Here is a 13,596-nt window from a genome sequence, read left to right as displayed (position 1 = left end):
ATGAGCAAGTGGGAGTTAAAGAAGGTTTGCATTGTTGAGCCTGGTAGAGGGGGCATCGTCGAGGCTAATTACCTCAATGATGCTGGTGTCCACTGGGCGTTCACCATGTCTTTTCCAGAGGATGGCGCTGAGATGAGCATTTCCGAACTGATTGATTTCGTGGAGTTAGAGCGAGAGCGTCTTCTCTCTGATGCAGGGGCTAAGCCTGGCAACTTTTGAATCATCTCACCCGGCCTACGCCCGGGAAGGCCCGCGTCGGGAGAACGCCCGCTTGCCCGAACCTCAACCGGCAGTCGCTCAACCGCTTGCCGCACACATCGCGCCCCATGCCGGGCAGGGCATCTGACCCATCAGCCTCCCACTCGCCGGAGCCAGAATAGGGGCAGGTTACGCCCTCGTAGCGGTACTGGGTGCCATCCCACCAGCGGTAACGGTGCGTGCACGAGTCTCGCAGGATCTGCCGGTGGGGAATCATCCGGCCTTCCTGGTCCATCTGCACCGACAGCTCGAACTGAATCTGCCGGCGGTTCTGCGAGGCCTTGCGCTCGATCACGTAGTAGTCGATCGGGAACAAGGCCTCTGGGTCGGGCGCTGTGCCGTCATCCAGGTGTCGGCGGTAGGTGCGCAGGCGCTTGACCGGGGCGCCGACCAGGTCGTCGGCACTGATCACCAGCGACAGAAACGCGAGCTCCATGGCGGTGACCGTAAGCGTCGGCCGGGGCAGGGTGCCCTGGCCGTTCCACTCGAAGCCGGCGGCCTTGATCGGCACCGGCTGGTACTCGTAGCCATTGAACCGAACTGGACCGCCGTCGACTGGGTAGGGTGCGAATCGCAGAATGCCGTCGCCATAGTTGCGAGCATCTAGCTCGAACATGGTGACGATCGCGTCCTGCTCCAGGCGCTGGGTGTCGGAAGCGATGACCTGGCTCATAGCCCGAAGTCCTCGATGAAAGTGGCTGTCAGGGTGTGCCGCTTAAAGGTGTCTACGGTGACCTTTGGGTGCTCTTTGCAGGCCACACGCCATGCCTCGGGCTCTCCGGAGACCTGCCATAGGAAGGCGTAAACGCCCCGGCGCTCCAGCAGAAAGTCCCGCAAGCGCTCCATCTGCTCTTGGGTGATGAGGCTCCACGTCACGGTCCACTCTCGCCTGGAGGAGTTGATACCGGCGGGGCGACGCTGCTCGTACCCATCACCAAAGCTCACCGCATCCACAGCAAACGAGCCGCCGCCGGTCAGCCCATAGTCAGGCTCCCGGCCAATATCGGGGAGGAAGTCGATCTCCATGGGTTACCTCTTGGCGAGCAGCCCGCCGGGGCGCTGCTGCTCGATGATGAACTGAGCGAACTGGGCCTTGTTGGCACGCTTGAAGGCATCAGCCTGGCGTTCTGCATCTTGCTGTGTGGCGCCTGGCTGGGCTTCAACTGTGATCTGCGGGGCGTAGGTGATCTGCGGGGCCATCGAGGACGATGCGCTACCGCCCACCAGGCCGCCATTGGCGTAGCCGGGCATGTTGTTGAGGCGCTCGAGCATAGGCAGGACGCCTGGCTGATCGACCACCGACTTTTTCACCACGTACTCACCGGCATGCACGATGCCCGCCGGGTCATTCTTGCCGCCCGGCCCGGTGTAGCCGCCGTCTGCGTACCCGCCGTAATTGATGGCAGCTGTGAACCCTCCGGCAATTGCGCTGCCGCCCCCTCCACCAAAGGCCCCGCCGATGGCAGCGGCCAAGGGCTTGGTTATCAGCTCTCTGGTCGCCAATGCCGCCAGGTCTTCAGCCAGAGCTGCGACCGTCCCCCTCAGGTTTTCTCCAGCCATCAAGGCGTTGCCGAAGGCGCTGGCGATGGTGTCGCCAGCCTGCTGGCCTAAGGTGTCCACGTCCTTCATGGCTTTTGAGGCGGTGAAGCCGTAGGCCTCTGCCGCGCTGCCGGCATTCCTGTAGGCGTTGTCCAGGTCGTCATAGAGCGCGGCGGTCTCCATGACGCTCAGGTTTTCCCGCTGGGCGTACTGGGTCAGAAGGTCTTTGTCTGCCGCATACTGGCGTTGCGATGCCTCAAGAGGGCGGATCCGGTCCAGTAGCACTTGCTGAGCCAGGGCCAGGCGCTCGCTCTCCCGGGTGGCATCACTTTCGGCCTTGGCCAGGGCGGACGCTCCGCCTGCGGCAGCCTCCAGATCAGGCAGGCGAGGGAGGGAGAGCCCGCTGGGGGGCGGCGGCTCTGTGCTCTCCATGCCTGACAGCAGCTCGTCGCGCCGGGCGTAGAGCTTGCTCAGCTCGGCAATATCGTCCTCTGTCTTCCCCGCTGCCGCTCGGATCTCGGCGCCCAAGGTGCCGGTGCCCAAGGCGCCGCTGCCAGAGCCCACTCCTCTGTTCAGCCGGTCCTCAAGTACCTCGATCTCCTCATTGATCGCCACCAGGCTGCGCATCTCGTCAGCATTGCGAAACGTATCCATGAGGACGTTGAAGCGCTGCGCCAGGTACTCGACGCCGCCGGCAATCCCCTCCAGGGAGGACTTCATCAAGTTGTCGAACTGAGACACCGCGCGCGATGTTTCGGTCGTCAACAGCGCCCCAAGGTCGGAGAACTCCGATTTGATGTCCTTGAGCCGGTCGATCTCCAGTCTCGAGAGGATGCGGCCGCTCTTCTGCGCCTCATCACCAAGCCGTCGGAACTCCTCGCCGCCGTTGCGAAGCAGAGGAATCAGAGAGGTGGCTTCGTCAGCCATGCTCTCCATGTAGAACGTCATCTCTTGCTGGTTCAGCCCCGCTTTCTCGAGGCTGTCATAGTAGAGCTGGAGCGCCTGGGGGCCAGACAGGTTGCGAAACTGCTCAGCGGTGACGCCAATCTTGGGGGCGATATTGTCGAAGAAGTCGGCCATCTCACCGGAGCCGCTTTGCAGGAACTCGCCTACCCGCTCATTCACATCCTTGAGGATGTCTGAGACCTTTTCCTGTTCGATGTTGTGCTGACCAGCGGCATAGGTCATGCGCTGGAAGCTCTCTACACTGGTGTTGGCCAGGCCGGCCATGCGCTCGATCTCGACGGCGGCATTCGAGGCGTAGTTCGCCATGGCGCCCATGGCGCCGCCTATTGCGCCAAGGCCCACCGCTGCACCACTGGCCAGTCTGACAGCCTTGCCGATGTTGTAGAGGGAGCGCTGGCTCTTCTGCCCTTGGCGATCCACGCTCTCCAGCTTGCGCTCGATGCGCGACAAGGAGCGCTCCCCGCTTCGGCTGTCGACAACCAATTCAAGGCGAGATGAGTACATGATTACTCCATATTGCGAGAGGGTCCTGCTGCCTGGGCGCGCTTAACGTTAGTCGTTGCTCACGCTTGCGGACATGATGTAAGTGTCTTTCTCCGATCCGAGAAACGGGAATAAAAAATGAACTTCAGCAGGACAGCCTTTCTTACCGGGGTGTTGCTTCTTGCCGGGTGCGCAGGAAGAGTGGATTACACGCCCCCTTCGTACAGTTCCTATGCGACCGATAATTCAATTCTCATCGACAGCCCAAAAGAGGAAGTCTGGTCAAGAACAGTGCCGGCTATCAGCAGCAGTTTTTTCGTGATCAACAATATAGATAAGGAGTCTGGCCTGATTAATATCAGCTTTTCGGCAGACCCCGAGAAATACGTAGACTGCGGAATGGTCGAGTCTTACGTTAAAAATGCACGCGGCGAGCGGACATACAGGTTTCCAGCGTCCAGGAAGAGCGTCCAGTATGAGGTTATGAGTGATGGTGCGCTCTACAGATTTAACCGAAGCATGAGCCTTGACGGCCGAATAAACTTGGTTCTTGAAGAAGCCAGTGAACGATCCACCAAGGTCACCGCAAACACCCGCTACACCCTCACGCGCGGCACTCAGGTAGCAAGCGCTGCCGGCGGGATGCCGGCGTCGTCGCAAGAGAGCATTTCTTTCAGCTCTGGCGAAACTCAGTCTTTCCCCGCCAACTCAGATGGGAAAGCGACCACATGTATCCCCAACGGCTTATTAGAGGAAGCTCTGCTGTCGTCTGTTAGCGGATAACTTCCCTTTGAGATGCCCCGCTGCGGCGGGGCTAACTCCTGCTTTCCATGTATGCCCAGTCCATCTCCCGAATGACAGAGATGAATTCATCCGCTGAGCAGGGTAGCACCATCATCTGGCGCAAGGCAGCCATCTCAGACAACGGTATGGGTTGGATGGTGCCGAAGCCGGCAGGCCTTGAAGGGGAGAGAAGGTCAAACAGATGCAGCCAGAAGGCGCAGCGCTCGTCGATCTCGGGAGGCTCAACCTGTCTCGAGAGATTGAGCGCCTTTGCGATCGTGGCGAGCTTGGTTTCTCGCCCGGCTGCTGTCAGTCGGTACTTGAGCGCTGCCGCGGCTTTTTTCCCTGTTCGGCAATATCCTCCCTGCGGAAGTGCTCACGCCGGCGCGATTCCTGGGCAAGCTCAACGGCCAGGTCATCGTTGTCGAGCAGCACGCGCGTGGCATTGGCCACCGTGAAGGGGATAGGGTCGCCATTGCGATCGACGACATCTTCCCAGCCTCGAAGGATGCCCTTCGCCAGAGCCCGCGCCTCAGCCTCCATGCGCTCCGCTTGTGACTCGGGCAGGTTGGTGCGCAGAGCCTCAAGCTCCTCGCGGTATGCGGCGTTGCCTGAGCGGGCAATCAGCCACTTGGCTCCGCGCAATTCTACCCAGGCGCCGCCATCGATCTTGGCGGGATCGTTCTGCTCTGCATTGAAAGCCATCGGGGATTCCTTATACCAGCACGCGGGTGACTTTGATGGGAGTGTTCTTGGCGGTGTAGTTGAGCGACACCTGCACGATGTCTTCGTTACCACCATCCGGCAGCTCGCCATCGATCTCGATCTCGGGCAGCTCGAAGGTGTAGCTGTTGCCAGCGGCATCGGTCAGAGGGAAGGAAACACCGATGGCTTCGCGGGTCAGCATCTTCTTCCACTGGTTCCAGGCCGCCTTGCTCCAGGCCATGGTGAGCGAGCCTGAGACGTTGGCCGACGTGGCAATCAGGGCGCCGGGACCGGCCTTGCCGAGGCAGCGTTGGGTTTGCAGCGTGTTGTCGATGGACATGGACAGGGCGCTGATGCAGGCCTCGCCAGCCAGCGTAGCGCCGTCGACCAGGATGTCGCCCACACTGGTGGCCGAGCCCATCGCCACGGTGGTTGTTTGAGGATTCACGGTGCCAGCAGCGGTCGGGTCGGCCTCGCCGTCCTCATAGCCGAGGCCCATGCCAGTGAAGCTACAGGTCACCTTGCCTTCTTCGGGGATGTCGAGCTGCATGGCGCCAATGTGCACGCCCTTGAAGGTTGAGTAGACGCCAATGTCCTTGAATGCCTTCACGATGGTGAAGGTATGACGATCAGCACCAATCTCCAGCACATCGGTCGCCCAGGTGCCGTAGAAGGCCGCCTCGAGCAGCTTGTCGAACGTGCCCGCGCTCATCTCGCCGGCCAGGTCACCGGAGTAGTCGAGGCTGGTGATGATGCCGCCGCCCTGCATGCGCGTCTCGCGGATCTCAGCAGAGACCTCGGTGGAGACGTTGGGCGTCAGGGTGTTGCCGGTGAGGCGCAGAGTGTCCCAGGTCGCCGGATCGGGCGTTTCCCCGGGGGTTGTCTCTTCCACGATGAATGTAGCTATAGATGCACCGCTGGACATGATTTTTCTCCAGGCATGAAAAAAGCCGCTCAAGGCGGCTCGGAGGTGGGCGGTGGGGCGGTTTAGCCGACGCGGAAGGGCGTCGATGCGTTCAGTTGATACCAGCCGTCAGAGGGGCCTACGCGCTGCACTGAGGAGGCGAGTGTTTCGAGGTGGCCAGTACGCCAGAACTGCAGGTGCGCAGCCAGGGAGTCGGCGACTTGGTACGCCTGCCGGCTGCCCTGGTTATCTTTGGTGAACACCTGGCACATGATCAGCCCAGGGCGGCGAATGCAGGGCTCGGAGCCGAGACCAGCGACGAAGCTGTCGCCGTGCTGGATGGTCAGCCTCACCCAGGGTTCTTGGTTGGCGATGGCCGCATCCACGCTCGGTCCGTTGGGGGCGCCGTCGAATGCCACGGGCACGCCATCCCATGCCACCATGCGCGACTCGATAGCGATGCGGATCTCGTCGAATCCCATGATCAGCCCCCATACTTTTCGCGCAGAGTGTTGGCCGCCACGGCATAGACACCTTCGCCGGCCTGGTCAGAACTGCCGACTTCGATGCGCTCGGCATATGGGAGGTTGTTCTGGATATAGATCACCGTGAACGGGACGTGCATGGGCGCGATCTTCGCGGCCTCGCGATTGAAGGTCTCGTTATCCATGCCGCCTTTGGGCGGCTGCGAGGCGCCCGCAGATTCGTCGAAGCTGGTGTCAGGGCTGCCCACAGAGACCCGGTGATTGCCTCGAAAAGCGCCAGAGTCAACGGGAGAGCCAAGGATTACCATCTGCAAGGCTTCGGTAGCCACGCGCTTCTGCATGTCGGTCAGGTCGCGCTCTACCTGCCGAGCGAAACCGGAAAGTGATTTGGACCATCCCTTGCGCGTCGTCATTTTTTCTCCAGGCGTAAAAAACCCAGCACGTCGGCTGGGCAAGTAGCGGCAGGCCCTAGCGTGATCGTAAGCCACCGTAAGGTTCCAAAGCTTGCTGTAAGTCCTCAATGAGGGCCACGCCAACTCCCTCCGTTCTGCGTAGCTCCTGGTGGGATAGCTTCACGGCTTGAGCAACGGTGGATATGCCAAAGTGACGGAGGAAAGACTTGGTCTTTGCGCGCTTGACGAGATCGTGAACGTTGATAGCGGACCATTCCTGCTCTTTGTGAGCCAACTCCCGCTCTTTCAACATCTCCGCCGCGATGCTGTACGCGGTTCTTGCAATCGCTGCCCGATGCCGGGTGTCGGAGCTGAGAAGCTCTACGCCCTCGGCCGTGACCAGAGACTTCATCGCCTCAACGGCAAATTGATCCAGCAACTCGTTGTCATCGCTCATTCTGTAACCGCCAGGTAGAGGTGGTGTAGCTATTGTAGCCGCTTGTTCCAATTCAGTTTACGGTCTCCTGAGCTGAATCGTCCAGGTGGCCTTGGCGGGGTCCTGCCCAACGTTGACCACCAGCATGCCGTTGATGGTGTCATTGATCTTGGGTGTGGCCAGGGCATGGTCAGCGTCCATGATCAGCTCATTCTGGAGCACGCCAGATAGCTCTACGTCAGTACGCAGAATGTGCTGATTGTCGATCTCGGCGGTGGAGTAGTCGCCGAACACGCCGCGCCCGGTGTAGGTCACGCTCGTCTCGGGATAGGTTCCCTCGATAGGGTCGAACTCGCCCGAAACGACAGTGCGGGAGCCAGTGAAGGGCCGCACGGCGTCACTCAGCTTGCCGTCGAACGCCTTGGGCACCTTGGCGTTGATCTTATCCTGGATGTAGCCCATCACAACCTCTTGAGGATGGTGACCCCGTTGGTCTTCGGAAGGTACGGGGCCAGCAGGTCGGAGATCATCGACAGCGCGCCGGTCTGCGCCTGGGCGCCGTCCTGGTACTCGGTCTCCACCTCGACGGTGTCGGCCCTGACCCGCTCGCGCTTCACGGCGCCGTCGGTGTCGGCGTAGAGCCGGCCATTCGCCGCCTCCTGGGCCAGCAGGGCGCCGGCCATGACCACGTCATCGTCGACAGGATCGGCGAGCCGGGCCCGCTTGGCGGTGAGCCAGGTGTTGGCATCCAGCACGGCGCGCGTCTTGTCGCCCGTGCCTTCCCAGCCCGCGCCCAGTTTGGTGTCGACATCGTGAACGGTGACGTAGGTGGCCATGGGTTACTCCTGCCCGTCTTCGTCCTGGCTGCCGGACTCGATCTCGGCCATCCGCTGCTCCAGGGTCTCGGTCTTGGTGTTGGCGCCGGGGCGCTTGCCGGTGGCGTGCTCGATTGCGTCCATCAGTTCGGCGCGGCGGGCCCGCTCGTCGGACTCGGCATCGTCCGGACGCGGTTCTTCGGCGCCGATCACCTCGACCTCGATGCCGGCGGCCTCGTAGGCGGCGACCACGTCGGGGTGATGGCCCTCGACGGTGACGCTGGTGGCGGCCTTGTCGGCGCCGGCGAAGAAGCGGGGATTGCGGTACTGCCGCCCGGGCTCGAAGCCGCGGCGGCGCGTGGTGTAGATCAGGTGCATGGCTGACTCCTATCGACCAAAAAGAAGGGCGCCGCATGGGCGCCCGCCTGGGTTATTCCTGCTTTAGATGTCGAACGTATCGGTACGAGACCCCAAGCTCTCGCGCAGTCTCTGTGACTCCTGCCCCGGCTCTCAGCATCGCGATAACCTCTTTCTCCCGGTGAGCGTCCTTCCAGAAGGATGGCCGTGCCCGAATGCCGGCATCTATCAGGTACTTGCTGATGGTTGGCTGGCTTACGCCAAGCTCGTCGGCTATAGCCTGCTGGCTCATTCCCTTATCACGCATCGCCTTGATCTTCTGGATGCCTTCGGCAGGGAATGCGTGACTATGCCCCTCGAAGTGATCTAGGCGCCCCTTCCTGGAGGCGTCGGCTCGATTGTCGAGAGCCTCGCCCAAGAAGAGGTGAGACGGGTTTACGCACCCGGGATTGTCACAGTGGTGGCAAACAAGGGTTTCGCCACCGCCGATCTCGCCGTGAGTCATCTCATAAGAGTGCCGGTGCGCCCCTACATTGACGCCCATCTTTCCGCTTCCGGACTTGAAAGACCCATAGCCATCAGCGGTCTTCGCGCCCGTCCACTCCCAGCACTGGGATTCGGCGCCAACATTCACCTTCGACCAGAATCGACACTCCATAGAGCAGTACCGATTGGCGTTGTTGGTTTTAGTGAAGCTGGCCCCGCAGTGGTCACAAATCCCAATCGCTTTCTTGCGCGGCTTCGGGTTTTTTGCCCTTCTGCGAGGCGCATAGATCAGCGTATCGCATGCAACACAAATGCCATTGCTGGCATACCGGATGGGCTCATGACCCCTTGAGCAGACCCTTTCGGATACGTAGGTGGTCTCGCCATTCGACTTCGCGGACTTTCTCGCCTCTTCCATTGCGCACCTCGCCATAAAGCCATGCCCGGCCATTATAGCGAGGTGCATTCGCAATAAAAAGACTATTCCGGCGTTACAAGCTGGTAATAATCACGCCGGCGGTGTCCTTAACATCGCTGGCGATCTGCGACCAGTTCCCGCCGGTGCCGATGGTGGCGTCGTCGGGCGACTTGGTGCCGCCATAGGAGTAGCCCTTGAGGCCGAGGTTGTAGGTGTACTCGGCCTGGAAGATCCGGCGGATGTTCTCGTCGCCGGTCTTCTCCTCGACGGTGGCGTAGTAGTCGTTGTTGTCCTCGACAACCGCGGCGCCTTCGGCCAGGCCAAGGGTGTGATAGTGGTCGGTGCCAGCACCGCCACCATCGGCCTCGTACAGCGCAGGAGAGTCGGTCATCACGAACCGGCGGCCGAACCCATCCTGGGTGACGCGCACGGTGCCGAATTCGAACAGCTGATTGCCGTTGGTCAGGGCGCCGTCGAACAGGTCGGTCATCGGCTTGGAGTGGAGCACCCAGACCATGATGTCCATCATGCGATCGCCGAACTTGCCGGCGCCCTTGTTGAGGGCGTTCAGATTCAGAGTGCCGGCGGTGGCGTCATGCGCCACGGCGGAGTTGCCAATCATCGCGGTCTGCAGGGCCAGGATGGCGGTGTTCACCTCATCGGCGATGACGCCTCGAGCGACCTGCTCGCCGATCACCACACCGGCCTCTTCGGGCTGACGCTGGATCCACTGAAACTGCTGCGGCTGGAACTCCACCGGGGAGGTGCCGCCGGCGATCTTCACCGCCACATGGTCCATCTGGGCCAGAGTGGTCGGGCTGACGGCGCCGGTGCCGTAGGCGTTGCGACGACGCATCAGGTTGGCGATGGCCTTGTAGGAGGCCTCGTGAGCGAAATCGCCCACGTTGCCCGCCTGCTGGAGCTGCAGAGCACCGCCGGTGGCGGCGTTGAACAGTTCGATCTGCTGGCGGATGGTCTCGGTGGCTGCCGAGTACAGGAAGTCGTTGAAGACTTTCATATCAGAGAGTGCCATAGGGCGCTACCTCATTGGTTTTGCTTGCGTTTCAGGATTTCCACCTTTTCGGCGGTAGACTTCGCGTCCTTCCACGCCCTTGGCGCTGAGGAACCACCTCCGCCACCCGGCGCCCCTGACCCCTTGGGCTGCGGGAACCAGTGCGGAGCTTTCTCTCGCATGGACTCAAGCCATGCGGAAGGGGTGAGAGGCTTGCCGTCTGCATCCAGACCGGCCTCCTCTCGGGGCACAACGTTGCCCTCGTCATCGACTTCGAACAGCGAACTTGCGCGGTAGACTGCGTCTTGAACAGCCGAGTCCACGATGCCGACTTCGGCGGCCGCAGTTCGGATCTCGTCGCTCATGACCCGGCCGCGGAACTTGTCGGCGAACGCCTTGGCGCTCTCTGCGGTCTGCTGAGCCTCGCTCAGCTGGCGGTCATAGCCTTCCCGCATCCGCTCTGTGCGCTTGTTCAGCACCTCGTCGAGCTTGCCGTCGGCGATCAGCTGGGCCTCCTCGTTCTCGGCCAGCTGCTGCTCGAGCCTGCGGGCCCGCTCGGGGTCCAGCCCCTCGAATTGCTTGAGCTGAGACTTGAGCGTTTTCTGTGATTCGAGCAGTTGGTCGCGCTTTGACTTGAGGCCGCTGACCTCGCTGTTGAGCGCTTCCTCATGTTTGGCGTCCAGCGCCTCCTTGAGAGCCTTGGCCTTGTCTTCTTCCAGCTCGATGCCGAGTTCAGAGAAGTCGATTTCCAGTGGCATGGTGTTGTGCTCCTTGAGCGCGTTGAGGCCGCCCGCCTGGCGAGCAGCCATTAAAAAACCCCGCTCAATGGCGGGGCTTTGAATAAAATTGTTGGTCAGTCTTCGAAATCGCCTAGGCGGCGTCGAACCTCGAAAGAGAGGTTCCAGCAGAGGCGGGCCTGGAGTTGGTCGGCGAGCGTTCCGCTGCCGGACTGCAGCAGGCGCCACAGTCGCCACCAGGTGATGAAATCGGGATCGGCTGGGGTCATGCTGTCAGCCTACCTCATGCCGCCTCGCCAAACACCTCGGCGAATGTCTCGCGGTCGCGTGCTCTCAACTCGTCCAGCGTGTACTCGCGTTGCCGAGGATCGGTGAATCGGTCCAGGCTGTAGCCGCCCTCTTTGTAGAGGCGGTAGCGCCGGTCTCCCAGCCATTCGCGCTGATACCGGGCGCTCTGGCTCGCGAACCAGTCGGCGTATGTGGTGCCTGCGCTAACCTGACCAACCTCAAGGCCGGCAGCTTCGCGCTGCTTCTTGGTCATGCTGCCGATGCTGCGGAACTTGGCCTGGTCGTCGCGCCCCTTGACCTTAAGGGCGCGCACGTAGGGCCGCTGGCCCATGATGTCGCCGTCGAGGGAGGGCGCCAGGCTGCATCGGCATCGGTGATGAAGCGGCGGTTCCGGGTGCGGCTCGTCGATCTTCCAGCGCCGACCGTCCAGCGGGGCACAGCGGCGACAGGTCCGGCCCTCAAGCTGAGCCACCCAGACCACATGCGTGACGCCCAGGGCGTTGTAGGTCCCCCGGTAGGCCTCGTTGCTCATGTGCTGCCGGGCCGTGCGAACCACGTTGTCGACGTTGTTGCGCGTCGTCTGCAGCACGCCGTCGCGGTACTTGAGCGCCGGTGTCCCGCGCAGGGCCCGGATGATCTGGCTGTTGCTCTGGCCCTCGCTGACGCCTTGGCGGATGGTGCTGTAGACCCGGTTGCGGGTGGCCGGTCCGATGTCGGCCAGCATGTCCTCGACGAACTCCCCCATCACCGGTCGGGAGAGAGCGGCCGATGCCACAGCAGGAGCCGGCGGGATCTCGCCCTCTACCGCCTGGGCGATGAGGTCGCGGACGTATCCCGCCTCCTGATCGGCTAGGGCCGCCAGCTCCTTGAGACTCATGGACTTGATGCGCTCGCCAAGCGTCGAGACCCAGCGGTCGATTGCGTCGCGCAACCCCTTGAGCCGAGTCGTGTGGTAGCGGCCCCGGGCGAACGCCTGGAGCTCGGCAGGCGTCAGGTTGTCGAGGCGCTCGCCGATCTCCCGAGGAAGCTCGGCGCTCATTTCGTCGATGATCGCCAGCGCCTTATTGACGTGCGCTGTGCCGGTGCGGTGCAGGTATGAGACATGCTGCGCCAGAGCGGTGACGATCCGGCGCTGTGCGTCCTCACGATCACTCATCGTCGGTTACCTGACCATCGAGCAGGGCCAACAGGTCCTGGTCGGCGAGATTGGTGACCCCGGCCTTGCGCAACGACTCGAACAGCACCGCCTGCGGCACCTCGTCGGCCAGGCGCAGATCGCGAACGATGCCCATCATTGCGGCATCGATCTCGGCCTTGGTGAATTCGGGCTCGACCTTGAACGCGATGGCATCAATGTCGGCCTGCGGCAGGTTCAGCCAGCGGCCGAAGTAGCGAAGCAGCTGCTCAATGCCCTCGGCCGCGGTAACCACGACGCTGTACAGGCTGGTGTGTTGATCGCTCTGGCGGGCCTTGCGGGCCTCGCCGGACTCGTCGGCCCCTGCATCAATCACTCTGGCCCCAGCCTCCAACGCGGTGTTTCGCTGGTCCTGCATCGCTGTGCGGTTGGCCTCGATGCCAGCACCCTGGAATTCCAGATACCCGACCTTGCCGTCCTTGCCCACATTCCAGGCGGCCATGGGGCCGCTGACACTGAATTGCTCGTCCTCGCCCAGGTCCGCGGCGATCCACGGTTGGGGATGCGAGGTGTAATGGAGGCTGGTGTAGTAGTCCGCCGAGAGCTGGTATGACTTCAACGCTGCTTTCGCCATGGTCAGCAGCGGAATCTCGTCGGTGTCGGCGTTGTTGTCGGTGCTGCCCAAGAAGACCAGGGGGATGAAGTCGAGCGGCGCCTGGTTAGTGCCCGGCATGTCTTCCTCGCCGACTGCTTCACCATGCTCATCCAGCAGACGCACCCGGTATCGACCCTCGTTGAGGTCGAGCACTCGGTAGCGGGCCTCACTGTCGTGACTGAACTCGTCACCCTGGTGTACGGCCTCGCGCAGCACGCTCAGCACCAGGTCGCGACGCCCATCGACATCAGCTTCGCGCCAGTTGATGGCGTCGAGCGCGCCGTAGAGGGCCACATAGGGTCGGCCGTCGCCATCCCAGTCAGCGAGTAGAGGTTGTCGGCCATAGGCCAGCAGACCCAGCACTGAGCGAAGAAACAGCGTCTTGAGCGGGAAGCCATCGGCCGTGGCCTCGTCCTGAAGGGAGGCCAGGGAGGTCGGTAGGTTAATCTCGGGTTCCTGGCGAGACACAAGCCCCATCATCGTACGCAGTGAGTCCTTCACCCACAGCGGGTATTGGGCGCGCCGCTTGTAGGACTGGTAGATCTCCCGGGCCTCGTCGAGCGACAGCATCGCGCTTTCGTCGGTTTTCGCCTGGTGCTCGAGGGCCAGTTGGCCACTGGTCTTCGGCAGGTAGCCGGCGCCCGCGGCCTTGATCGCCCCCTCGCCCTCGAGGCTATCGCGCATCAGCTCCCAATCGGTGAGCTTGTCGTCGTATTGGGGGTGTGTCGTGGTGACGGGCATA

Annotated in this window: 19 protein-coding genes; 2 read left to right on the top strand and 17 right to left on the bottom strand. The window is 62.1% G+C overall.

Going from position 1 to position 13,596, the window contains the following annotated elements:
• The gene (locus RBB39_RS03925) at window positions 1–219 is read left to right on the top strand and encodes a hypothetical protein (protein WP_213227024.1); all 219 of its coding nucleotides are present in this window, start codon (window positions 1–3) and stop codon (window positions 217–219) included.
• Window position 220: 1 nt separating this feature from the next.
• Here the strand turns inward: RBB39_RS03925 and RBB39_RS03920 are convergent, their stop codons facing one another.
• The 3 genes from RBB39_RS03920 to RBB39_RS03910 are packed head-to-tail and all read right to left on the bottom strand — an operon-like array spanning window position 221 to window position 3,267.
• On the bottom strand, window positions 221–931 hold the full coding sequence (locus RBB39_RS03920; RefSeq protein ID WP_306168828.1) for a phage minor tail protein L: 711 nt from the start codon (window positions 929–931) through the stop codon (window positions 221–223).
• A complete protein-coding gene (locus RBB39_RS03915; protein ID WP_253029335.1) occupies window positions 928–1,284 on the bottom strand; it encodes a phage tail protein in 357 nt (118 codons plus the stop codon). The genes RBB39_RS03920 and RBB39_RS03915 overlap by 4 nt, the downstream gene beginning before the upstream one ends.
• Window positions 1,285–1,287: 3 nt before the next feature.
• Window positions 1,288–3,267, bottom strand: a complete 1,980-nt coding sequence (locus RBB39_RS03910; protein ID WP_306168827.1) for a hypothetical protein — start codon at window positions 3,265–3,267, stop codon at window positions 1,288–1,290.
• Between the two features lie 117 nt (window positions 3,268–3,384).
• On the opposite strand from RBB39_RS03910, the gene RBB39_RS03905 reads away from it, so the two are divergent.
• Window positions 3,385–4,029, top strand: coding sequence for a hypothetical protein (locus tag RBB39_RS03905; protein WP_253029333.1), 645 nt, complete (start codon window positions 3,385–3,387; stop codon window positions 4,027–4,029).
• 309 nt (window positions 4,030–4,338) lie between these two features.
• Here RBB39_RS03905 and RBB39_RS03900 read toward each other — a convergent pair whose 3' ends face one another.
• The 14 genes from RBB39_RS03900 to RBB39_RS03835 all read right to left on the bottom strand — a co-directional run bounded on the left by RBB39_RS03900 (window position 4,339) and on the right by RBB39_RS03835 (window position 13,595).
• Window positions 4,339–4,734, bottom strand: a complete 396-nt coding sequence (locus RBB39_RS03900) for a hypothetical protein (protein WP_306168826.1) — start codon at window positions 4,732–4,734, stop codon at window positions 4,339–4,341.
• 10 nt (window positions 4,735–4,744) lie between these two features.
• Window positions 4,745–5,692 (bottom strand): phage tail tube protein, encoded by a 948-nt coding sequence (locus RBB39_RS03895; RefSeq protein ID WP_306168825.1) that lies wholly within the window; start codon window positions 5,690–5,692, stop codon window positions 4,745–4,747.
• Window positions 5,693–5,721: 29 nt separating this feature from the next.
• Window positions 5,722–6,120: a phage tail terminator-like protein gene (locus RBB39_RS03890; RefSeq protein WP_306168824.1), complete on the bottom strand. Its 399-nt coding sequence runs from the start codon at window positions 6,118–6,120 to the stop codon at window positions 5,722–5,724.
• A 2-nt stretch (window positions 6,121–6,122) separates the two neighbouring features.
• The gene (locus RBB39_RS03885) at window positions 6,123–6,536 is read right to left on the bottom strand and encodes a hypothetical protein (protein ID WP_222568914.1); all 414 of its coding nucleotides are present in this window, start codon (window positions 6,534–6,536) and stop codon (window positions 6,123–6,125) included.
• Between the two features lie 55 nt (window positions 6,537–6,591).
• Window positions 6,592–6,972 (bottom strand): hypothetical protein, encoded by a 381-nt coding sequence (locus tag RBB39_RS03880; protein ID WP_108448752.1) that lies wholly within the window; start codon window positions 6,970–6,972, stop codon window positions 6,592–6,594.
• Between the two features lie 57 nt (window positions 6,973–7,029).
• Window positions 7,030–7,413 (bottom strand): hypothetical protein, encoded by a 384-nt coding sequence (locus RBB39_RS03875; protein WP_306168823.1) that lies wholly within the window; start codon window positions 7,411–7,413, stop codon window positions 7,030–7,032.
• On the bottom strand, window positions 7,413–7,787 hold the full coding sequence (locus RBB39_RS03870; RefSeq protein ID WP_306168822.1) for a DnaT-like ssDNA-binding protein: 375 nt from the start codon (window positions 7,785–7,787) through the stop codon (window positions 7,413–7,415). The genes RBB39_RS03875 and RBB39_RS03870 overlap by 1 nt, the downstream gene beginning before the upstream one ends.
• A 3-nt stretch (window positions 7,788–7,790) precedes the next feature.
• Window positions 7,791–8,144: a hypothetical protein gene (locus tag RBB39_RS03865; RefSeq protein ID WP_045994875.1), complete on the bottom strand. Its 354-nt coding sequence runs from the start codon at window positions 8,142–8,144 to the stop codon at window positions 7,791–7,793.
• 52 nt (window positions 8,145–8,196) lie between these two features.
• Window positions 8,197–8,667 (bottom strand): helix-turn-helix domain-containing protein, encoded by a 471-nt coding sequence (locus RBB39_RS03860; RefSeq protein ID WP_306168821.1) that lies wholly within the window; start codon window positions 8,665–8,667, stop codon window positions 8,197–8,199.
• Window positions 8,668–9,100: 433 nt separating this feature from the next.
• A complete protein-coding gene (locus RBB39_RS03855) occupies window positions 9,101–10,060 on the bottom strand; it encodes a major capsid protein (protein WP_306168820.1) in 960 nt (319 codons plus the stop codon).
• Between the two features lie 11 nt (window positions 10,061–10,071).
• Complete coding sequence (locus RBB39_RS03850) at window positions 10,072–10,797, bottom strand: hypothetical protein (RefSeq protein WP_045994880.1); 726 nt, start codon at window positions 10,795–10,797, stop codon at window positions 10,072–10,074.
• A gap of 95 nt (window positions 10,798–10,892) precedes the next feature.
• The gene (locus RBB39_RS03845; protein WP_157033133.1) at window positions 10,893–11,045 is read right to left on the bottom strand and encodes a hypothetical protein; all 153 of its coding nucleotides are present in this window, start codon (window positions 11,043–11,045) and stop codon (window positions 10,893–10,895) included.
• 14 nt (window positions 11,046–11,059) lie between these two features.
• A complete protein-coding gene (locus RBB39_RS03840) occupies window positions 11,060–12,220 on the bottom strand; it encodes a phage minor head protein (protein WP_045994873.1) in 1,161 nt (386 codons plus the stop codon).
• On the bottom strand, window positions 12,213–13,595 hold the full coding sequence (locus RBB39_RS03835; protein ID WP_045994872.1) for a DUF4055 domain-containing protein: 1,383 nt from the start codon (window positions 13,593–13,595) through the stop codon (window positions 12,213–12,215). Before RBB39_RS03835 ends, RBB39_RS03840 begins: the two co-directional genes overlap by 8 nt.
• Window position 13,596 lies beyond the last annotated feature (1 nt).

It is taken from the genome of Halomonas sp. MMSF_3323 (genome assembly GCF_030733595.1).
In the GTDB taxonomy this organism is placed as follows: Bacteria; Pseudomonadota; Gammaproteobacteria; order Pseudomonadales; family Halomonadaceae; genus Halomonas; species Halomonas litopenaei.
This window is presented reverse-complemented; position numbering and strand designations above follow the sequence as displayed.